Annotated in this window: 20 protein-coding genes; 9 read left to right on the plus strand and 11 right to left on the minus strand. The window is 43.1% G+C overall.

Annotation, left to right across the window (positions count from 1 at the left end):
- Positions 1–202: 202 nt before the first annotated feature.
- Positions 203–3049: a sensor histidine kinase gene (locus PN499_RS18600; protein WP_272033590.1), complete on the minus strand. Its 2847-nt coding sequence runs from the start codon at positions 3047–3049 to the stop codon at positions 203–205.
- Between the two features lie 209 nt (positions 3050–3258).
- Positions 3259–4881, minus strand: a complete 1623-nt coding sequence (locus PN499_RS18605) for a serine/threonine-protein kinase (protein ID WP_272033591.1) — start codon at positions 4879–4881, stop codon at positions 3259–3261.
- A gap of 599 nt (positions 4882–5480) precedes the next feature.
- Between PN499_RS18605 and pheT the strand changes: the two genes are divergently transcribed.
- The 4 genes from pheT to PN499_RS18625 all read left to right on the plus strand — a co-directional run bounded on the left by pheT (position 5481) and on the right by PN499_RS18625 (position 10895).
- Complete coding sequence (gene pheT / locus PN499_RS18610) at positions 5481–7940, plus strand: phenylalanine--tRNA ligase subunit beta (RefSeq protein WP_272033620.1); 2460 nt, start codon at positions 5481–5483, stop codon at positions 7938–7940.
- 196 nt (positions 7941–8136) lie between these two features.
- Complete coding sequence (locus tag PN499_RS18615; protein ID WP_272033592.1) at positions 8137–8574, plus strand: DUF29 family protein; 438 nt, start codon at positions 8137–8139, stop codon at positions 8572–8574.
- A 22-nt stretch (positions 8575–8596) separates the two neighbouring features.
- Positions 8597–8866 (plus strand): YciI family protein, encoded by a 270-nt coding sequence (locus PN499_RS18620; protein WP_272033593.1) that lies wholly within the window; start codon positions 8597–8599, stop codon positions 8864–8866.
- Between the two features lie 331 nt (positions 8867–9197).
- Complete coding sequence (locus tag PN499_RS18625) at positions 9198–10895, plus strand: RluA family pseudouridine synthase (RefSeq protein WP_272033594.1); 1698 nt, start codon at positions 9198–9200, stop codon at positions 10893–10895.
- 101 nt (positions 10896–10996) lie between these two features.
- On the opposite strand, the gene PN499_RS18630 is transcribed toward PN499_RS18625, so the two are convergent.
- A complete protein-coding gene (locus PN499_RS18630; RefSeq protein ID WP_272033595.1) occupies positions 10997–11929 on the minus strand; it encodes a calcium-binding protein in 933 nt (310 codons plus the stop codon).
- A 300-nt stretch (positions 11930–12229) separates the two neighbouring features.
- Positions 12230–13108 carry an MlaE family lipid ABC transporter permease subunit gene (locus PN499_RS18635; protein ID WP_272033596.1) on the minus strand — a complete coding sequence of 293 codons (879 nt, stop codon included), beginning with the start codon at positions 13106–13108 and terminating at the stop codon, positions 12230–12232.
- On the opposite strand from PN499_RS18635, the gene PN499_RS18640 reads away from it, so the two are divergent.
- Positions 13107–13235, plus strand: coding sequence for a hypothetical protein (locus tag PN499_RS18640; protein ID WP_272033597.1), 129 nt, complete (start codon positions 13107–13109; stop codon positions 13233–13235). The two genes, PN499_RS18635 and PN499_RS18640, sit on opposite strands and share 2 nt — an antisense overlap.
- Before the next feature lie 183 nt (positions 13236–13418).
- On the opposite strand, the gene mtnB is transcribed toward PN499_RS18640, so the two are convergent.
- The 3 genes from mtnB to PN499_RS18655 form a co-directional block, all read right to left on the minus strand.
- Entirely contained in the window at positions 13419–14024 is a 606-nt protein-coding gene (gene mtnB / locus PN499_RS18645) for a methylthioribulose 1-phosphate dehydratase (protein WP_272033598.1), read from the minus strand.
- A gap of 247 nt (positions 14025–14271) precedes the next feature.
- On the minus strand, positions 14272–14940 hold the full coding sequence (locus PN499_RS18650) for an HAD-IB family phosphatase (protein WP_272033599.1): 669 nt from the start codon (positions 14938–14940) through the stop codon (positions 14272–14274).
- Positions 14941–15052: 112 nt separating this feature from the next.
- Positions 15053–15757, minus strand: coding sequence for a Crp/Fnr family transcriptional regulator (locus PN499_RS18655; protein ID WP_007354316.1), 705 nt, complete (start codon positions 15755–15757; stop codon positions 15053–15055).
- Between the two features lie 7 nt (positions 15758–15764).
- Between PN499_RS18655 and PN499_RS18660 the strand changes: the two genes are divergently transcribed.
- The 3 genes from PN499_RS18660 to PN499_RS18670 all read left to right on the plus strand — a co-directional run bounded on the left by PN499_RS18660 (position 15765) and on the right by PN499_RS18670 (position 18621).
- Positions 15765–15932, plus strand: coding sequence for a hypothetical protein (locus PN499_RS18660; RefSeq protein WP_272033600.1), 168 nt, complete (start codon positions 15765–15767; stop codon positions 15930–15932).
- 245 nt (positions 15933–16177) lie between these two features.
- Complete coding sequence (locus PN499_RS18665; protein ID WP_272033601.1) at positions 16178–17515, plus strand: hypothetical protein; 1338 nt, start codon at positions 16178–16180, stop codon at positions 17513–17515.
- A 68-nt stretch (positions 17516–17583) separates the two neighbouring features.
- The gene (locus PN499_RS18670) at positions 17584–18621 is read left to right on the plus strand and encodes an S-layer homology domain-containing protein (protein ID WP_272033602.1); all 1038 of its coding nucleotides are present in this window, start codon (positions 17584–17586) and stop codon (positions 18619–18621) included.
- Between the two features lie 73 nt (positions 18622–18694).
- On the opposite strand, the gene PN499_RS18675 is transcribed toward PN499_RS18670, so the two are convergent.
- The 3 genes from PN499_RS18675 to PN499_RS18685 form a co-directional block, all read right to left on the minus strand.
- Complete coding sequence (locus tag PN499_RS18675) at positions 18695–18928, minus strand: 2Fe-2S iron-sulfur cluster-binding protein (RefSeq protein WP_007356091.1); 234 nt, start codon at positions 18926–18928, stop codon at positions 18695–18697.
- A gap of 79 nt (positions 18929–19007) precedes the next feature.
- Positions 19008–20474, minus strand: a complete 1467-nt coding sequence (cobQ, locus tag PN499_RS18680) for a cobyric acid synthase CobQ (RefSeq protein ID WP_272033603.1) — start codon at positions 20472–20474, stop codon at positions 19008–19010.
- A 181-nt stretch (positions 20475–20655) separates the two neighbouring features.
- Positions 20656–21066: an Npun_F0494 family protein gene (locus tag PN499_RS18685; RefSeq protein ID WP_272033604.1), complete on the minus strand. Its 411-nt coding sequence runs from the start codon at positions 21064–21066 to the stop codon at positions 20656–20658.
- Between the two features lie 243 nt (positions 21067–21309).
- Between PN499_RS18685 and PN499_RS18690 the strand changes: the two genes are divergently transcribed.
- The gene (locus PN499_RS18690; RefSeq protein WP_272033605.1) at positions 21310–21750 is read left to right on the plus strand and encodes a peroxiredoxin; all 441 of its coding nucleotides are present in this window, start codon (positions 21310–21312) and stop codon (positions 21748–21750) included.
- 102 nt (positions 21751–21852) lie between these two features.
- Here the strand turns inward: PN499_RS18690 and PN499_RS18695 are convergent, their stop codons facing one another.
- A complete protein-coding gene (locus PN499_RS18695) occupies positions 21853–22125 on the minus strand; it encodes a Uma2 family endonuclease (protein WP_334311700.1) in 273 nt (90 codons plus the stop codon).
- Positions 22126–22395 lie beyond the last annotated feature (270 nt).

Genomic DNA, 22395 nt, shown 5'->3' on the forward strand with positions numbered 1-22395 from the left:
AGGAAGAAGGAAGAAGGAAGAAGGAAGAAGGAAGAAGGAAGAAGGAAGAAGGAAGAGGGAAGAAGGAAGAAAGATTTAGCTATATAACAACCTAGAACTAATTACGTAACGCCACCTTCTAGACGGTATTATTACTGCCCAGAGGGCGGCGTTGCGTAAGTTCTTCAAGCAATAGAAATAGCTTTGTCTATCTTCGTGATTGTTATATTTCATAATTTAAACAATAGTTAGGAATAGGTAGTGTAAACCAGAACTTTGAACCAACTCCGAGATTACTATCAACTCCCATTTCGCCACCGTGAGCTTTAATAATTTGGCGAGAGATATATAGTCCTAAACCTAGACCAGTCAATTGTCTATTATTAGGGTCTTGAACGTAAAGTTCAAACAGAGATGCACATTGCTGAGGACTTATCCCTACTCCATTATCTTCAATCGTACAACGTATTATGTTACTTTCGCTTGTGCTTTTCCCTAAAGTATAAGTCGATGGATGGGGGATTGAGCATTGTCTTGTTTTGATAGCTGCATTAATTACATCTATCTTAAGGCTTAAATTTATTCCGGGTGGGTTGTGTTTGAGAGCATTCGTCAGCAGGTTTTCAAATACGCGCCGCAACTGTTTAGCGTCGCCATTTACTAGCGGTAAATCTGTGGGTACGCTTTGAGTTAAAGTTGCGTTGTTTTTACCTAAAATATGTTCTAAATCCTTTACAACGTCTGCACTCAAATCGCTTAATTGTAGTGGGGTGCAGTTGAGGACAATTCCGTTTACTTCGCTGGCGTGAGCATCTAAAAGAGAATTAACCATACTTAACTGGTGTTCGCTACCCTGCACCATCCGTTCCAAAATTGAGCGGAGAACTGGTATCTTTTGGTGATTTTCCGCTGTTGAATTGCCCGTGCAAGGCTTACTAAGTAAACTTTTCAGTAAAATTAACATTCCCATAAGTGGGGTGCGGAGATTATGAGAAACTGCGTGGATAAATAAGTCTTTAAGCCTGTTACTTTCTTGCAGTTCTTGCATTTTTTGCTGAAGCTCTTGGGTGCGTTCTTCCACTTGGCGTTCCAGGTTAGCATTGAGAGTTGTTACTTGCTTTAACAACTGCGCTTGTTGGAGAGCGATCGCGACTTGCGTGGCTAGTTTTTCTAACAAATCAATTTCAAATTCTTGCCAATGGCGCGTTCCCGAACACTGATTGACTACCAACAGTCCAAATAGCTGTTCTCCTAGCATAATTGGTACGTTTAATGTCGCCCGCACTTGGTAATCCTTATAGTATTCGACCATTGCGGCGGGTATTTCTATTTGAGTCGTATCAGCGATGGCACGCACGGCATTATGGGCGTAAAATCTTTTGACTTCGTTAATATGATTTTCATCCGCAAATTTCCAGCCTAAAATTGTAGGAAAAACGGGATTTACGGACTCAGCAACTATTATACTGTACTGAGGATTTACCTGTGATTCTTCTATACTATTTAAAGTAGTAATAAAGGCGCGGTCTGCTTTCAAAAATTGTCGGACTTCGGCGACAGTGGTATTAAGAATTTGGTCGAGGTCAAGCGATCGCCTAATCCGTAGTGCAATCTCACCCAACAAGCGATCGCGCCAAGCTGACATCCGCAGAGCTTCTTCTGTCCGCTTACGCTCCGTGATATCCTGCACCACCGCCGCAATACCATTCTGCTTAAAGGCCGAGTGTTCCCGCAAGGTGCGATCGCTTCCATCAGGGAGAACAATTCTATACTCAATGCAGTAATGTTTCTGCTCAAATACTGCTCTCTGATGCGATCGCGCCACTAATTCCCGATCTTCTGGATGCACTGCTCGTAAAAACGCTTCCTCGCTGGGTTCACAGCAACTAGGACTGTAACCTAGCAAACGGTAAAGTTCCGCCGACCACCGCAACTCAATTATAGATTTTATTTCCCCTCTTAATTTAGGTGCAGAAAGATAGTCAATTAAGGAGTGAAAATTATCGCCTGGTGCATTACAAATTGCATATTTTAAATCCCAGTTACCTAATTGGGCAATACGTTGAGCATTAGCCAAACTCGCTTCACTCTCCCGCAATAAAGAAGCCGTCCGATGTACATCTACCAATGCTTGTTGGCGTTCCGCTACAGCAGCAGCTAATATTAAAGCAGTACTCGCGATCGCACCCATAAAAACTTGTAAAAACAACACAGCCTGATTGAGATTTAAGCTCTTAGTAACAAAAGGGCCGCCTCCCTGCACAGCACCAAAAATCGCCAGAGTCGAAACAATCACGCTAGCCAAAACGGCACCTTTCTGACCAAATCTTAATGCCGCCCAAACTACTAGAGGAAAAGGCAAATATTCCAAGGGATAAAGTGCGATCGCTGCGTCATTTTTCGAGCAAAATACCAACAAGCTCACGCCTATCAATAAACTTAACCAGATACTCACCTCAAAATAATTAGCAATAAAAAGTTTAAAGTTAAAATTGGGATAACAAGTATTTTTTATCTTTAATTTGAAGCTTTTAATTCCCAGACTCCCCATCAACAACAAGGGAGTCACAATCAAAATTCCCATGCCATCTCCGATCCAAGTCGTCCACCAATTCGTCCAAAAATTACTCCACTTACCCAGACCGAAAATACATCCACTCAAGTTGCCCAAAGTAGCAACCACGATTGTAGAAATCACAGCACCAGCCAGTAATGCCATCACATCTCGCAGACGTTCCAGACGGGGAGAAAAACCGATGCGATCGAGCAGCATTTTCCCAGCGATCGCTTGTAGGGTGACGCTAAAAGCACTGGTAGCGATCGCCGGCCAAGGTATCGCCACTCCTCCTGTTGAGTTCAATACAAAAGAACCGATCGCTACTCCCGGCCAGATCCTGGGGCCCTTCAATAACATTGCTCCTAAAGCGATTCCAGCCGGTGGCCACACCGGGGATGCCTCTGCTTTCACCAGTCCCAACATCGACGCGGCCAGTTTTCCCGTCAACAAGTAGGCTAAGGCGAGAATACCGATGTGCAATATCAACTCATAGCGGTTATTAAGCAGTTTCATCTGAACTATTGATGCTACATCTGCCAGAGGTAGTAGAATTATTAATCGAGCATTACTTTTAAATTACCCTTTACCAAAGCGATCGCACTTCCTCCCACTGCATTACCTGATTGGGGGAAGACCGTGAGTAAGGGAGCCAGGGCAATCGCGAGGAAAACGAGGGAGAAGGTGGAATTTCTGAGTTTTTTAACTCAAAACTCAAAACTTTCCTAAAGCCCAAAGCCCCGTTTACCGTCCGGCTTCACCGTCATCCAATTCGTCTTAGCCATAGCTAATTGCTCGTCAGAAACCGTTGCATCGATCAGATTCGCCCCGCACAAATTTGCCCCCCGCAAATTTGCTTTGCTCAAGTAAGCGCCCGCGAGATTAGCACCTCTAAGATCGGCTGATTGCAGATTCGCCGTACTACAATAAGCTTGAGTTAAATTCGCATCACGCAAGTTCGCTTCCACTAATCGCGCGTGACCCAAATTTGCCTCCGATAAATCTGCTCCTTGCAGATTTGCTCTAGTTAAGCGAGCCTCGTAAAAATTTGCCCCCGCCAAATTTGCTCCTTTCAAGTTCAAACCGCCCAAATCGCAATCGGCAAAATCTCTCTTGCCTTTAAAATAGGCAGATCGCAGCATATTCGCATCCCACTTCGGCGGAAGTTTCGAGCCTTTTCCGCCCGAAGTGTGACTCGTCATCCCTGTCATTCCAGTTCTCGAAGCAGTGGGATTGCGCCCATTTTTAGACTGCATCCCCGTTCCCCCAGTTTGAGAGAAGGAGCTTTTATTACCCAAGCGAGTTTGTCTAGCCCGAATATCCTGAGCCATTTTCGCCGCCGGAGACAGCCATGCCGAACCCTCAGCGTTAAACACAGTCGGGTCTTCCGGCTGCTGATGGGATCTTCTTTGGCTCACCATACCATCGGAGAGGCTAGAAGTATCTTCTAGTTCGTGATTGAGGGCTCTGAGAACTTCGTTAGCTGACTGGTAACGGTAGCCAACCATCGGCTGAAGCATTTTGTCGAGGATACCCTCAAGGTGCTTGCTGACGTAAACATGGGACTGCCAGATAATTTCGCCGCTTACTGGGTCGAAATCCAAATCTTTAGGGGATTTGCCTGTCAGCAGGAACAGGCACGTCATGCCCAAAGCGTAGATGTCGCTGGCATAGACCGGCCGCATCGCCATCTGTTCGGGCGGCGCGAAGCTAAATGTGCCGACGGAGAATTTGGTATTGGCCGTCTGATCCGTCATGTCCAGCAAGATGGTCTGACCAACTTGATCTTTTACCGCTCCGAAGTCAATCAGTACCAGGCGGTTGTCTTGACTGCGGCGGAGGATGTTCGCAGGTTTGATATCCCGGTGGATAACTCCTTGACTGTGGATGTAATTGATTACTGGTAGTAGTTCTGTGAGAAAGTCTTTTATGCCAGCTTCATTGAAGGGGCCGGATAATTTGACCTCCTGTTTCAAGGTCGCGCCTTTGATATACTCTTGAACCAAGTAAAATTGCTGACCGGCTTCAAAGTAATCTAGCAGTCGCGGTACTTGGGGGTGATCGCCCAATTTGCCGAGGGTTTTGGCTTCGCGCTTAAATAGCTCCCGCGCCATTTCTAAAATTCGCGGCGATGTGGCGTTAGGGCGTAGTTGTTTGACTACACAAGTCGGCTGACCGGGCAAAGAGATGTCTTTGGCTAGGAATGTGGCTCCAAAACCCCCTTGTCCTAGGGGTTGGATTACTTGATAGCGAGCTCGCAGCAGCAATCGCGAACCGCACGCCTGACATTGGATGGCTTCAGGCGGGTTCTGAGGTTGGGGGCAGGCCGGATTTATGCAGTAGCTCATGTTAATCAAGTGTGCCTAAGTTTTGCTAATCTAGCCAGAGCAGCTTGACTACACAGACCCCTTGTGGATACAGCAGCTAGAAATATGATTTTCTACCAGTTGTCGGGGGGTAGTGGGGGCTGCTAATTTTCGATGCACCTACGTCTTTTAGCTTGATATCCTTACTATATTTTAATTATCTCGCTATTCTGGTCGATTTTTCGATAAATTCTTTAAAGACTCTTTAAAGACTTGCGGAATTTAGTATCTATTATAGAATTTATTTGTAAACTTAAGTGCTTTTTGCAGTTTTGGATACTTTTATAGCAGAAGGCACAAGGCACAAGAGGCGAGGGAAATGCAATCTTCGACAATGGTTTGAGCAATTAAGAATGTCAGTCAGCTTTGCCGTTGCTATATCGTCAATCATTCTCTGTTGAGAATGTTGCTTCTCCCCCTAGGGGCTGTGAGCCTTTAGCTAATTATTAAAATTTATTATAGTCTCGTTTTCCGGTTGACACTTTTAAGTAAATATGCTGTCAAAAGTGGGAAGCGATCGCGATCGCCCTCTGGATGCTACGTTACGGAAAGGACAAGGAAAGAGGACAAAGGATAAAAGAATGCGTATCTCTATCAACTGGTTGCGGGAACTGGTAGACATCGCCTTAACGCCAGAAGAACTAGCGGAAACCCTGACAATGGCTGGGTTTGAGGTAGAAGAAATCGAAGACCGCCGCACTTGGGCCGATGGCGTAGTATTGGGCAAAATCATCACTTGCGAGCAGCACCCTAATGCTGACAAGCTGAGAGTCTGTCAAGTGGACATTGGTAAGAGCGAACCCTTAAACATCGTTTGCGGAGCTCCCAATGCTAGAGCTGATATCTATGTAGCTGTCGCCACTGTCGGAACTTACCTACCGAATATCGACTTGAAAATTAAACCCGCTAAACTTCGCGGCGTTGCTTCTGAGGGGATGATTTGCTCTGTGGCGGAATTGGGACTGGCGAAAGAGTCCCCTGGTATTCACATTTTTGACCTAGAAAATCCTGAATTGGGCAGTGATATTCGGTCACTATTGGGCTTAGATGATGTAATTTTAGACTTGACAGCAACGGCAAATCGCGCTGATGCTTTGAGCATGGTGGGCGTGGCCAGAGAAGTGGCGGCGCTAACTGGATCGAGTCTGAGAATTCCCGAAGCGGCGGGGGTGCTAATTCAAGGGAAAGAAGGTGGCGAGAGTGGAAGTTTAGCAATCGATATTTCCCAGTCTCAAGCTTGCCCAATTTACATCGGTACTGCAATTGAAAAAGTGAAAATTGCGCCTTCTCCAGCATGGTTGCAGCAGCGGTTGCAAGCGGCGGGAGTAAGACCAATTAGTAATGTAGTTGATGTTACTAATTACATTCTTTTAGAATGGGGTCAACCGCTACACGCTTTCGATAGAGATCGGTTGGAAGCTGTTGCAGGTAGCAGCGATTTAACTATTGGCGTTCGTTTTGCCAATTCTGGGGAATCGCTGAAAACTCTTGACGGTCAAACACGGAATTTGCAAGCACAAACGCTTTTAATTACTGTTAATGACAAGCCCGTAGCTCTAGCTGGTGTTATGGGTGGGGAAGAGACAGAAGTTTACGAAGGTACGCAAAATTTGGTTTTGGAAGCGGCCATTTTTGAGCCTGTAGCAATTCGGCGTTCTGCTCGCTCTCAAGGTTTGCGAAGTGAAGCTTCGACTCGCTACGAAAGAGGTGTAAATCAGGCAGAACTAGCCTTAGCTTGTCGCCGTGCTTTAAAGTTGATTGTTGAACTGGCAGAAGGAGTTCCTGTTGTTCAGGAAACTGCGAGCATTGGTGTAGACAAGTCAAATTTAACCCGCAATGTAGAATTGCGTTTGGATCGAGTAAATCGGGTTTTAGGACAACTTAAACGTGGCGAAGGTACGCTTTATGAAAAGTATCTGCAACCTGATGAAATTAAGGGAATTCTGACAGCTTTAGGTTGCGGTGTTGCTCCAAGTATTGAGGAAAGAGTCTGGACAGTGACAGTGCCAGTTTATCGCTATCGGGACTTAGAACGGGAGATTGATTTAATTGAGGAAATTGCGCGGCTTTACGGTTACGATCGCTTCTGCGATACTTTACCGAGTAAGACGGCGGCGGGTTTTTTACCTTTAGAATATGCAGCAATTCGTAATATTCGGGCAGCTTTTCGTGCTGCTGGTTTAACGGAGTTGATGCACTATTCACTTGTGAAAACTGAGGGGGAAAATCAAGTAGTTTTGGCTAATCCACTCTTAGTTGAGTATTCAGCTTTGCGGACGGAGATGCTATCAGGATTGATTGATGCTTTTGAGTACAATTTAGAACAAGGAAATGGGCCATTAAATGGGTTTGAAATTGGTCGTATTTTCTGGAAAGATGGCGAGGAAATGCAGGAAGGGGACAGAGTTGCTGGCATTATTGGCGGCGATCCCATGCAAGGTAAATGGCAACAGGGGGGACGCGATCGCGCTTTGACTTGGTTTGAGGCGAAGGGACTCTTAGAGAGTGTGTTTGAGTCCTTGGGTTTGGCGGTGGCTTATGAGAGCGATCGCAGTGATTCACGACTGCATCCAGGCCGGACAGCAGTGTTATCTTTAAAGGGTAGCCGGTTAGGAATATTCGGGCAATTGCACCCACAATTGCAACAGGAACGAGGTTTACCAGAGGCGGTTTATGCCTTCCAATTTGATTTGAAGGTGTTGTTAGCGGCGTTGAATGAAGCTGATAATTTAACTCGCAAATTCAGTGTTTATTCTAGCTATCCTGCGGCTGACAGAGATTTAGCTTTGTTTGCACCTATTGAGGTTTCTGTTGTTGAGATTGAAGGTGCGATGAAAAAGGCTGCTGGCAAGTTGTTAGAGTCGGTAGAATTGTTCGATGAATATCGCGGCGAGAATGTACCAGAGGGTCAAAGAAGTTTGGCTTTTCGGCTAATTTATCGGGTAAGCGATCGTACTCTTGCTGACGGTGATATTGAACCTGTGCAACAAAAAGTTCGCGATGCACTGGTGAAGCAGTTTGCTGTTAGTTTGAGAAGTTAGGCGATTGTTAATGATCGCAACATTTCGCTAACGATAAAGCAAGTGTCAGGAAAGTGCAAAGGTGAAATGCTGACGCTATCGGCAAGTATTAGCTCACTTTTGTAGCCTTCCTGACTCGGTTCTCTAAAGAAGTGGAGTTGGCGGTCATCGACATCTATTTAGTATAACAGATTAAATAACAACAGTATCAAACCAGATGGAAGAATTAATAGAATTAAAAGAGTTATTGCACCGAGGCAAGGTTACAGAGGCGCTGCTACTGGTGGAAGAATTGGAAGAGATGAGTAAATCTGATAAGCTGAATAAAATTTTTAGTTATGGTATAATTTTGCTGTTGCATTTAATTAAAAAAGTTGCTGAAAACCGCACTACTAAATCTTGGGAAACTTCGATTTTTAATGCAGTTAAGCAAATTCAACGTACCAACAAACGGCATAAGGCTAAAGGAAACTATCTCACAGAAGAGGAATTGCTGGAGACTTTACAGGATGCTTATGAATCCGCGTTAAAGTCGGCGGCTTTAGAAGCTTTTGAAGGGATATATAATTTTGAAGAACTTGCCAAAATGATCGAGGAAGATGATATTCTAACAAGGGCAATGGATTTGATTTTAGATCGACAATCGGAAAGTTAAATTATTAAGGAGATTGAAGGTTATGACTAAGTATGTGATGTGGGGAAGTTACTGTGAAGATGTTCTTGAAAAACGCGCGCCTTTTCGGGATGCTCATTTGGCAGGATTGGCGAAGCAAAAAGAGTCAGGTGTGTTGATTACGATTGGGCCAACTAAGGATTTAACTAAGGTTTTTGCGATTTATGAGGCTGAGAATGAGGCAAGTGTGAGACAATTGGTGGAGGCAGATCCTTATTGGGAAAATGGGGTTTGGACTGAGTATGATGTGAAAGAGTGGATTCAGGCTTTTTAATTGCTTAGCGATCGATTAATGTAATACTCCGATCAATAAAAGAAAAACTAAGTACACTTGGAGACAGCAAAAGTGTAAAATCAGAACACGGATTATACGGATTAAAGGATTACACTGATTTTAAGATCGAAGAAAACAATCAGTGAAATCAGTGTAATCCCTATAATCCGTGTTCTGAATTATGTACGATCGCGAAACCTACGAAAAAAATGCGCTAAAAGTCTTCAAACTCTACTAGAACTTCATGGAGTGAGATATCTATAAACTGTGATGATTTTGAAAGTAGCGTGCGTAATTTTGTCTAAAGTATTGTTAGCTAAAATCCCTGTATATGCTCCACATAATCTCAGATTTTATTGACCAAAGTTATCATATCAATAACTCAGCTCCCACCTATTACTACGAAGGAATCTCTCCTCAAAATGGTGAATTACTCAGACTTCCCCGCACTCCCATAGCTAAAGAAATTGCCAAAGGTTTAATGCAGCAACTCGCAAATAATGATGATTATTCCCGCGAAGGTAAAATGTATGGCATACTCTTAGTTGAACTCCCTAATGGCGAACAACGGATACTCAAAGCCTTCTCAGGCCTTCTCAATGGTTGTCACACCATTGATGGCTGGGTTCCACCAATTCCGGGACGAGATAAAGTAGCATTAGCAGAAGCTTATACCTTAGCTGAATTAGATGCTATTAAACAAGAATTAATTACTCTAAAGCAACTTCCGCAATGGCAACAATACCAAACATTATCTAGCGAGTTTGAGCAGCAGTTAAAATTAATGAGCGATCGCCATCGCAGTTGCAAACAACAGCGACAGGAAAAACGCCAAATTCTCAGCCAAATTCTCACAGATGATGCACTTAATTTAGCTATCAATAATCTCGATAAAGAAAGTCAACAAGAGGGAATTGAACGACGGAACCTTAAACGCGATCGCAATGAGAAATTACAGCCTTTAAAGGCAATAATTGAGAATGCTAATGCACGAATCACTGAACTGAGACAACGGCGAAAAATGCTATCAAAGCAACTCCAAACTCAGATGTATGCTGCTTATAGGATCGCTAATTTTGCTGGTCAGTCTCGTTCATTACAAGAATTAATGCCAAGGGGTTTAATGCCTACGGGTACTGGAGATTGTTGTGCGCCTAAGTTACTCCACTATGCAGCGATAAATAACCTTAAACCCTTGGCAATGGCAGAATTTTGGTGGGGAAATTCATCAATAAATATGGATAAAATTCAGGGCGAATTTTATGGAGCTTGTGTAGAGCGTTGTCAGCCACTAATGGGGTTTTTATTGTCAGGATTATCTCAAAATTGTTTTTTAGAAACCTCTAAAAATCCCAGAAAAGTAGGGACACGGCATTGCCAGATCCCTACCATAACAGAAGATTTGCCAATTATTTATGAGGATGAATGGTTAATTGCAGTTAATAAACCATCAGGTTTACTTTCTGTTCCTGGTCGTTATCGCGATAGGCAAGATAGCGTTTTAAGTCGCTTGCGTCAGTTATTACCGGATAGCATGAATATTATCCCTGTCCATCGTTTAGACCTCGGAACTTCGGGGATTATATTATTAGCGCGTTCCTTACCAATTTATCGGGAATTAAGCCGTCAATTTCAATATAAATTAGTTAAAAAAGTTTATGAAGCGGTACTTTCTGGTAATGTGGTAAATGATTGTGGCGAGATTACATTACCACTCTGGGGAGATCCCGATCGTCGTCCTTATCAGCAAGTTGATATAGAGAGGGGTAAACCTAGTTTAACTCATTTTCAGGTGATGGCGAGGGAAGGAGAATACTCTCGTGTGAAATTTATACCGCTAACCGGTCGTACTCATCAAATTCGGGTTCATGCAGCAGATAAAAGAGGGTTAGGAATACCAATTTTAGGCGATCGCCTTTATGGATGTCAAGCCGATGTAAGTAGGTTACACTTGCACGCGAGGGAGCTTTATTTTCAGCATCCGCAGTTAGGAAAAAACATTAATTTAGAGGTAGAAACTCCTTTTTAATGTGAAATCAATTGTTAACTATTGCGTATAATCAATTCTAAAGTTTTGAATGAATCTCTACTATATCTCAGTAAGTTAATAGTAGAGACTCATTCAAAACTTTAGATAAACACGAAATTCTCAGTGGTAAAGTTGCCTTGAATTACAGCAATTTGATCGGAAGTACCAGCCAAGTTGATAGAATTACCAACAATAGTATAATCAGAGAGCTGCCCGTGTAACTGAATGACATCTCTGTTTTGCTGGAAATCCTGAATGAATGTAACTCCTGCTCCCTTATAATATGTATTTGTGGCATCACCGAGCACAAAAGTATCTCTACCTTGACCGCCTATCAATACATCTGTTTCATCACTTCCAGGTGTAGCACTAGATCGATCGACTCCAATCAAAGTATCATTACCACGCAAACCTGAGAGGGTATCGTTACCGCCTCCTCCTACTAAATTATTATCTTGGCGATTGCCGGTAATCACATCTACATTGGGAGTACCGACGACGTTAACGAAATTGTCTACAGTAAAATTCAGCGTGCCAATTCCAGGTAGATTGTTAACGGCTAAACTATTCGTTGACAAATCTACATTAATAGAAGCTACGCCGCTACCTGTAGAAGCATCAATGGTATTAGCCTGTCCTAAAGGAGCGGTAATGTGTTCGATACTGTTAAGGAGATCGCTACCTGCTGCACCTTTGTCTACAATACCTTTAGCCTGAAGATTAATGGCACTATTTAAGGAAAGATAGCTAACTGTATCGGTACTTTCTCCTCCACTCAAAGTATCGCTGCCAGTACCACCTAGAATGAAATTATCGGAAGCGTCCCCAGTAATATTGTCATTCCCTGATGTGGTACTAATACTATTAGCTGGTGGAGCTGGTGGAGTTTGATTTTGAGGAGGATTGGGAGGATTAGGATTGGGAGGATTTTGATTTTGAGGAGGGTTGGGAAAATTGGGGTTGGGTGGTATTTGGCTTTGCGTAATAGGATTATTGCCCGGTGCATTGGTTAAATTAGGAAATAGTGTTGCCATTGGGTAATTGCCTCAATTAGTTTTCTCAATGTGGTTAAAGAAGCTTTTTGGCTAAGGGAATGTAGTATCAATTAGCCTTTAATTGCCTCTCTATAATCATTGAGCTTGCTCAAGATGACATTTATCCCTGTATTTGAATTACAGTTTTGTAATATGGAGCAACTAACTTTTTCCTAATTGTGAGCTATACAGGACTTACGTAACGCCGCCCTCTGGGCGGTAAAAAACTACCCAGAGGGCGGCGTTAGGGAGATTAGTTATAATTACTTTGCTGGTTTCTATATATTGCGATCGCTACTCTCAACCTCCTCTGGTAATCGCCAACTCGTGAAACATCAACAGCGATAAAAAGAAATCAGCCATAAAAATCGACACCCAAGAAGTCACCACCGCCGCCGTTGCCGATCGCCCTACACCCTTCCCTCCCCCAGTCGTTGTTAACCCCCAACCGCAACCGATAATGCCAATAATCGCGCCAAAAATCACTCCCTTAACTACCACTGTCACCAAATCCCAGGGTTCCAAAAAAGTTCGCACTGATTCCAAAAACATCCCCGGAGGTAAATGGTAAAAAGTAGCCGCCGCAAACGCGCCGCCGCCAATACCCACAACCACAGAAAAAATAGTTAAAATCGGCAACATGATGCAGCAAGCTACCACACGCGGTAAGACTAAATAATCAACGGGATTTGTTTTCAGCATATAAAGAGCATCAACTTGCTCCGTCACCTGCATTTCGCCAATTTCCGCCGCAAATCCAGAACCCACCTGTCCCGCTACCACACCCGCCGTTAAAACGGGTGCTAACTCCCGACAAAATGCGATCGCAAAAGCACCTCCCACCGCCCCCACCGCCCCAAACCGAATCAATTCCCGCGCCGATTGAATCGTAAAAATCATCCCTGCAAATAGAGCAATCAACAATACCGCCCTCAGCGAACCCAACCCCACCGTTACCAAATGCTCGATCACCAGCTTGCGGCAAACCTTGCCCTTAAGCAGCCGCAACCACACCTGCCCCCCCAATAACAAGGTTACGAAAAACCGCTGAAACCATCTATCATCCAATGTTTCATCAAAGGTGCGATCGCGCCCGTCGCGGTATTTAGCCAACTCAGTTTTGACTGGGACAGATTTCTTAACTAAACCATTCTTAAAATTCAAGCTTAACTTCAACATGATGACGCTCCCCGGTAGTCTGGGTACAGCCGATGTTAATATACCTTATACCTTTGATATTAATTTATATCTTCCCAAAATTAGAGCTACTTTAGGCCAAAGACGGATGATTTTTAAGGAAAATTAATGAATTGGAGCTAGCGAAATTAATCTGGGCTTCCCATTTAATTAAAGCCTAATCTGTAGCAATTTTTACTTAAAAACTTACGAGTTACTTACGTAGCACTGCTGAGGATCGCAGTATTAAGGCCTCTATACCAGTTTTCCAGTGCGTAGGTAATGCTTTTAATCAGCAATTACCAATTAGCCATTAGCGAGCTGCTACCATATAGCGAAAAATATACTCAGCAACTTCAATATGATTGTAAGCTTTAGCTGTGGAGTCACCCCAGACGGTAACACCATGATCGCGGATTAATAAAGCGGGTATTGGTGGCGGCGAAATCGCAAATCTATCGCAAATCTCATCAGCAATTCGCGGCACTTCAAAATGATTAGTAAACAGCGGTATTGCTACCTCTGGATTCTCTTCCCACACCCCCAAACCTTTGAGCATTTCAATCGCAGGTAAAGGTAATCGATCTTCATCAGTAAATCGAGAGACTAAATTAGCCTCAATCGAGTGTACGTGATAGCAAGCTTGAGCTTCTGGAAAAGATTTGTAAATTGCCTGATGAATACTGGTTTCAGCAGAAGGACGACAATCTGAATGCGGTTGCTCGATAATTTTACCATCTACATTCATACGAATAAAATCTTGCTCTGTTAATTGTCCTTTTGCACGGCCACTAGCTGTAATCCAAAAGCTACCGTCAGTCAAACGAGCGGAAAGATTACCAGCAGTACCAACCATCCAACCGCGATTATAAAAGTGGCTTGCTGCTGCAATTAAACTTTGTCTTAAATCACTATTCATTGTTAATTGTTGGTTGTTAGTTGTTGGTGGTTGGTTGCTTATACTAATTCTCTAAATACTTGAAATAGGTAATTTAGCTATATAATAGCTTAACAGTTCAGGACTTACACACCCAACCAAAGAAACCGGGTTTTTTGACGAAAATACTTCGTTTTGACACCCAGATTCTCTCAAAAACCCGGTTTCTAAGACTCTCTGTGTAAGTCCTACAGTTAACAGTTAACAGTTAACAGTTAACAATTAGCAATTAACTCCATCGCTGGGATAAACTCTCAATTACATCAAAAAAATCATTCCAGTATATGTAAGATTTCTGCTCCTTGTCCAAATATTCCGCCAAGCGATCCCGCGCAAAGACCACAGGCGCAACCCTAGCCATATTCAAATCCGTCACCGAATCTCCAATTGCCACCTGCTCATCAGCCTCATACAGCCCCATTACCCGCACCTTAGAGACAAGTTCCGTATCCCCTTCAAACTCAGAACACACTTTCAGGTGAGAGCCGCTAGGGTCTAAATCTACCGCATAAATAGCTTCTGTACGAGCCGCCAAATCGCCCATCACTGTCTCTACCATCACCCGAATACCACCTGAAACTACCACAAAAGGTACTTCGCGATCCTTAAGAAAATCTAGGAGTTCTACTAATCCGGGCCGCATTAACTTCCCTTGAGAAAACTCGATAATCTCCTGATAACGTTCCGAAGGAATAGACTCTAATAACTGTCGGACTCCTGCCCGCAGCGTCAGCCTTCTAGCGTACATTTCTGGGATTAGTTGAGCCGACAACTCCGGTGCGAAGTGCTTTAGCATCCCGACAAAAGTTTCCTCAATGGCGATCGTACCGTCAAAGTCACAGAAGACCACTCGTTTCAGTTGATTGGAAGTTAGAGATATTTGTCGGTCATTAGTCATAATTAATCGTACCCTGCAAGAATGCCAAGGGATTACAGAATTAATCGTACATTATTCCCATACCGTTACAGTCAACCGCCCACAATTAAACAGTTAAACAGTTAAAATCTTTTTAGTTTTGGTCAGAGTCGGTAGGCAGACAAATTAAATTATCATCTTGGGTATAAATCAAACCTTTGGAGCGCAATTTGCCCATTAAGCGCGTCACTGTCACTCGTGTAGAACCGATCGCACTGCCAATTTGAGCATGAGTTAAAAGCCAAGGCAAACGGTAGCCCCGGACTAGATCGGGATCTGCTTCATTAATGTAAGGTTCGCCAAATTCCTCGATCAGCAAAGTTAGAAATCCGTACAATCTGTCAAGAGTTCGCCGTTGGCCTAATGTACTGAGCCATAAAAGTTTTCGCTGATGCTGATAGCGAAAGGCATCTAAGACTTCCCGGCGGAAGTGGGGCCAGTTGTCTAGATCGTGCCAATACATCCACAGTACATTTGTTTGGTCAGTATGGGCGTAAGCTTGGAGTGTAAAAGGCGACTGAGCTACGAGTTCAAAGGGTTGACCTGCACCCACGAAGCCTAAAAAAGCTTCTTCAGGATTGCGACGCGGGGATTTTTTGGTACCGCTGGCGCTGATTAGGGAAGATCCTACCAGTCGGATAGAACCGCGCTCTACTAAATATAGCAAGCCGGGTCTGGCAGGAATCCGCTCGTCTTTGTTAAAAGTTCGATAGCGGTAGTGTTCTTGTGCCCAGTCTATAATGCGCTGCCAAGTTAAAAAAGGTCGATTGCTGTCTGAAGTTGTGGAAGTTGTTTGCATAAAAGGGATGTTGGGAGATATATCCACAAGGGACGAATATGGCACGCCCCGCTGTGTCGGGAAGTTAGATACTCAAATGCTCAGAACTTGCGATCGCGATCGCGATACATCTGACTATGTAAGTCTGAGGTGGAATTTCAATGTAGCAAAAAATACATCGCAATGGTTAAGTTGAGGAGACAGTTTGGTTTGATGTAGATATACCGAATACAAAAAAACTGTAAGAGTGCCCATCACTTAGATATCCTGCTACACAGAAGTACAGAGGCCTCACGGAGGTTAAAGTTAGCTGTAAGACGTACTTAAGTAGGTCTAGGGAAATCCTAAGTAATCCCTCTTTTGTCACTTCGGGGAGAGGATAAGACTATAAAGCAGCAGTCCGATCTGGTGTATGATAGAGCCACATCATCGGTAATATGTATGGGTCGTCTTACCAATCGGGCTTTTGATATCCTACGGGCAGAAGTTGATCGATGTGCCGCCGCTGAAAGTTTCGGGGGTCAAGTGCAGCAGCAAATTGTGATGAAGCGGTTAGAAAAACTGCGATCGCAATCAGGGACTTTTGCTTCGGGGGAAGAATTACGCCAGACGGTGAAAGATATATTTCCCAATTTTAGTAAGAAGGCGATCGATGCAGCAGCCAAAGCCAATCGTCCAGCGGGGATATTAAGTAAAATAGTTTGGGTCGGTACTTTTGTAATTGGGGCGGCTGGTTTTATTTCCGTACTCAATCTGCCTTTTCCGATGATTAGATGGCCAGTAGCGAAAACAGCACCGATATTATTGTTACCTAGCTACATTAGCATGGATTACAACTATCGGCAAGCGATCGCTAAAGTCGAACAAGCAGATCAACTTGTTAATAAAGCTACGGCCAGTGCCGATTTCGATTTAGGGGAAATTAAAGCTAAAGAAGCACAAAAACATCTCGACGCTTTACCCGTTTGGTTTTTAGGATATTATCCTAGAGCCTACTGTACTTTTTTTGGTTGTACTTGGCGATTTACCTTCGATGAATTTGAAGCTGCACGCAAAAATATAGGGCGCATGGAAGCCCAAATTTTCCAGCAGAAAAATGCCCTAACTCAGCTAACTAAAACAGAACAAGAACTTAATACAGCCAAACAACAATATCAGCAAGCAAAAACAGCCCCAGATCGACAAAAAGCTAGTGCAGCTTGGCAAAGTGCAATCGATCGATTGGATGAAATTCCTAACGAAACTTTGGCAGGAGAAATGGCAGAGAAAAAACTGCAAGCTGCTAAAAGAGACTTTCAAGAAGTTGGTGGTGTCGCTACTGGAAGTCAACTTACTGATAATTTAATTGAAGCAGCAAAAGAATTTGGGATGTCAGCCGCAGTTGCTTCTCAAAATCCACCCCATTCTGCCGAAAAATGGGAACAAATAGCAGATTTATGGCAAGAATCTATCCAGCGACTTGAGCAAGTGAGTTCCGATAATCCCGGTTATCTTGATGCTCAAAATAAATTAGCTCAATATAAAACAAATTTGGGGACTGCACAGTTAAGGCAGAAGATTGAGCAACAATCGGCGGAGGCTTTAAATGAGGCAAAATCAGCGATTGCAGATTGGCAAAATTTAGCTCTTTCTGAGAGTCCAGATCGCGGTAACTTAGTTGGTAAACTGCGCGAAATAATTAACAAGTTGGAAAATATAAAACCTGGGACAACTACATATTTAGAAGCTCAAAAACTGCTACAATTTGCTAAGAAAAAGCAGCAGGAGTTGCAGAGGTAAAAGACGACTTATTTCTCTGGAAATTTATATTTTTTGGGCGAACTACACAGGAGACAAAAGCACAGAGTATGTTTTCAGATATTCAAAATCATTGGGCGAAAGAATGTATACTCCAATTGGCGGAACGATCGCTCGTTAAAGGCTATAGTGACGGCAAATTTCGCCCGGAAGCGCCCCTCACCCGTGCCGAATTTGCTTCCTTGATGGTTGGCGCTTTTGGCAAGTCTCCAGATGTACAAAAAGCAGTTAATTTTAAAGATGTTCCTAAGAATCACTGGGCTTGGCAATTCATTCAAACAGTTTCTAAAAAGAGATTTTTTAGCGGTTATCCCGATGGAACTTTTCGGCCAGAACAGCCTATTTTGCGCGTGGAAGCTATTACAGTGATTGCATCTGCGCTCAATTTACCAAGCCCTAAATTGCCAGAAGTAACTTTAAAGGATGCCTTCGATGATGCGGCTGAAATTTCCAATTATGCTAAAAATGTGATGGCAGCAGCAACTCAAAGAGCGATTGTGGTCAACTATCCTAATGTTAGAAAGCTTAGACCCAATCAAAACGCTACCAGAGGTGAAGTAGCTGCTTTATTGTGCAGGGCCTTAAGAATTTTGGTCGTTGTGCCAAAAAAATACATTGCTGTCAGCATTGCAGGTACTACAACACCGCGTCCTATCTTTGGTCGCACCCCCGAAATCATAGAAAGTTACTTTGGAATTCCCATAGACGGGACATCTGGAAGTAATTATGCTTCACCAGCTTATGCTTCAACAGCTATTGAACGTTTTTGCTGTACGGATTTTATTGGAAATACATATTTTTCGGTAGGGTTTGAAAACGGCAAAGCTGTGAGGATAGGTTTTGACCTGGGTGATTTTCAGCAGACTAAAATTAGTATAGATCCTAAAAAAGTATTTGAGTATGTCTTTGGCTACCAGCCCCCTACTTGGAAATCTATGAAAGATCCATATACTCTGGACGGAGGCTTTTTAAATTTTGATTATTGTTTAGGAGATGGAGTACGACTATTTTGGATGGATTATGCAGGAGAAGCAATAGTTAGCACTGTGTTATCCTATGATTCCGCCTGTGAGCCTCCTTACAATTAGCAATTAGCAATTAGCCATTAGCAATTAGCCATTAGCAATTAGCCATTAGCAATTAGCAATTAGCCATTAGCAACTACCAAGTCGGATCGAAATTAAGATTTACTGTCATTTGTTCGCGTCCTCTGGGAACTCCTGCGATACAAGCACAAATGATATTACCGCCATCAACTTCTACCTCACAGGCGTGACAGGAACCCATTAAGCAACCTGTAGGAATGCAAACTCCCGCGCGTTCGGCCACATCCAGCAAAGCTTCTCCTGCCTCAGCTTCAATTGTTATATCATCTGGTAAGAAATGAATTTTCATTTTCTAAGCAACTTATTGACTAACAACCAACAACTAACAACTAACAACTAACAACCAACAACTAACAACTAACAACTAACTAACTCAAAACGTGCTTTAAATCCAAGTGACTTTCAATTGTATCTGCGAGAGAATCTAAAAGAGCTTCCCGCTGTTCGCGATAGTTAGGGATGCCAGTAGGTAAAGCTTGTAAACCTCTTTGTTGGCGCAAATGATTTAACCAAGAACGCCGCCAAGCGCCATTATCAAAAATACCGTGTAGATAAGTACCCCAAACTGATTGAGAATTATTAATAACCCCTAAACCAGTGTCGTCAAACAGGGGTTTAGTCATATCAGCCTGTAGCAATTGAGTTCGTCCTTGATGAATTTCATAACCTGCAACAGGTAAACCAGGTTGCGGATAATTGGAAGTTACTACTCGCTGACGCGCAATTTTCATCGGAGCCATGATGGTTTTTAGGGGCAATAATCCGAGTCCATCGCATTGTCCTATTTCGCCTTCAATGCCATCTGGATCTGTAAGAACTTGTCCTAACATTTGAAAGCCTCCGCAAATTCCCATGACTGTACCCCCTGCACTCATATAGTTTTTAATAGCATCTGCCATACCAGTTTGTCGGAGTACGATCAAATCAGAAATTGTCGTTTTAGAACCAGGGATAATCACCGCATCAGGGTATCCCAAGGAGTCTTTAGGGTTAATATATTTTACTGTTACTGTAGATTCTGATTCTAGGGGGTCAAAATCTGTAAAATTAGAAATTCTAGGCAGGCGGATGATAGCAACAGTAAGATCGGAATGGGAATTGGTAGAGCGCCGCTCTAGTAAAGTTAGGGAATCTTCGGCGGGGAATACTTCATCTATCCAGGGAATAACGCCAGCTACGGGAATACCTGTGCGCTCTTCTAACCACGTAATACCGGGCTGTAAAATTGAGCGCTGGCCTCGAAATTTATTAATTACAATGCCCTTAATTAAAGCTCGTTCCTCTGGTTCTAGCAACTCTAAGGTACCGACGACGTGAGCAAAAGCTCCACCTCTGTCAATATCAACTACTAGCAGGGTTTTAGCTTGGAGATGTTTAGCTACCCGCATATTAGTTAAGTCGCGATGTTTAAGATTAATTTCCGCAGGTGAACCAGCTCCTTCACAAATCACCAAGTCAAATTCGTGTGATAAAAATTCGAGGGATTCTTGGATTGCTTGCCAACCGATATCAAAAAATTGTTCGTAGTATTGGGCCGCTTTGACATTGGCTACGGCGCGGCCTTTGATAATAACTTGGGAAGTCATATCTCCTTGCGGTTTTAATAAAATTGGGTTCATTTCTACCCAAGGGGCAATCCCAGCCGCCCAAGCTTGTACCGCCTGAGCGTAGCCAATTTCGCCGCCATTAGCTGTAACATAGGAATTCAAGGCCATATTTTGACCTTTAAAGGGAGCAACGCGCCAACCACGACGAGATAGAAGCCGACATAAAGCGGCGACGAGTAGAGATTTTCCTGCGTGGGAGGTGGTACCCACAACCATAATTGCTTTCATAAATAGTTAACCTAGCTATTAGTTATTAAGTGGTAAATTCTCGGCAAAGGAATTTAAAGATTTGACTATCTCAATTATAAGCGCTAGGGAGTTAAAAATTAATAATTAACAACTCGGAATTGACGCACTTGTACCATTGCATAGATGAATGCGTCAAAAGCGGTCGATCCCTATACTTAAACTAAAAGGGTAGTCGCAGCCAACGGCTTAAGGTATTGTAAATGCGATCGCGCCAAGAAGGGGGCGGTAAAATGTCTCCTTGCTGTTGGAATTTCTCGATCAGTTGGCGACCTAATGGGGTGAGACGGAAACTATCGGTGATTCCCTGTCCATCTACTTCTCGCCGCAGTACGCCGACTTGGATTAGCCAAAGTAGGGAGTTTTCGGCGGTTAATTCTGATAGGGGCGATCGCGTATAGCCGCTTTCAACACCGGGATGTGATGCGATCGCGCCGAGAAAAACGCTGGTTTGGCGCATTGTCTTGAATAATTGTAATTGAAAAGGAGCACAGCGGATCGCGCGATCGGCTCTTTCTACGGTGCGGCTGGGGTAATTAATAGATTTAAGTTGTGAGGAGGGGATAAAAGTCATTGATTTGCCTGGAATTAGGTATTATATTTTTTATTATTACCGATTTTAAAGCCAAAAAGGAAACGCTGCGCGATACTCCCAAAATTAACCTCCTATAGGATTAATCTAGAAAATCTATTATTCTATATTATGACAGATTAGACAAGTTCGGCTGTAAAAATAATTCTCAGATCGCCACTGTCTACTTCACAGAATCCCAAAATCAATTAAACTATCCTTATAAACCACAAGAAGAAGAAAACTATGACCTTACCAGTTGGGTGTGCTGCTCCTCCTTTTACTGCCAAAGACACAAACGGTAACACCGTTTCCCTCTCCGACTTTGCCGGTAAAACCGTAGTCTTATATTTCTACCCCAAAGACGATACTCCCGGCTGCACTAGAGAAGCCCAAAGTTTCAAAGCCGCCCACACCCAATATCAAGGTAAAGATATGGTAGTGCTAGGTGTTAGCCGCGATAACGAAAGCTCTCACAAACTCTTCACGGAGAAATACGGTTTACCTTTCACCCTATTAGCCGATGTTGATGGGGCAATTACTAAAGCTTACGATGTCGAGAAAGGTGATTATTCTAAGCGTGTCACCTTTGTCATCGACAGCACCGGCAAAATCACTCAAGTTTATGAAGGTGAAACGCTCAAAGTAGATACTCATGCTCAAGATATCTTAGCTGCAATTAGCTAATTTCTAGTAATTTTTCAACCGTAACGCCACCCTGCTTATTTTACCGCCCAGAGGTGGCGTTACAATAATAATAAAAGTATCAACTCCAAACCTCAGTTAAATCTAAAATAAACCCAGGTAAGACATCTTCCCCTGACAAAATAGAAGGACTATCCAGCACTTCCACAACCATAACGGTCTCTCCATATCTAGATTTCTATTCCCTGTCTCGCTTCCCGTCGGTGGCATCACTATCAATTCTCCGGTAGCAGTTCGTTCTAATTGTAAATCTTGATTTGCTTGCGCTAACTCAAAAAATTGTTCGTGAGTAACTGTAAGTGTTACTGTTGTTGGGATATTGACTGCAATAGCTTGCATAATGTTTACTGGTGTCATAGTTTTGTCCTAAAATTGACCCAATGCTTTCAGCTCCATCCAAATTGTACAAAATTTCAATCTAAAGCTGCTCAGCAGACGTAAAGTTAGTATGGGCAGTTTTGTTAAAGCTTGTACAATAGGTGCCGCCCTTGTATGCTAAGGCAGAAGGCAGCTATGCTGAAGGCAAAAGGAAAATGCAATAAAATCAATGGTTTTAGCAATTAAAAACATCCTCATCACCTTAGCAGTTGCGATATCTGCAAGCTAAACAATAAAAATCCCGAAAAT

The sequence above is a fragment of the Kamptonema animale CS-326 genome, from assembly GCF_028330895.1.
Taxonomy (GTDB): domain Bacteria; phylum Cyanobacteriota; class Cyanobacteriia; order Cyanobacteriales; family Microcoleaceae; genus Kamptonema; species Kamptonema formosum.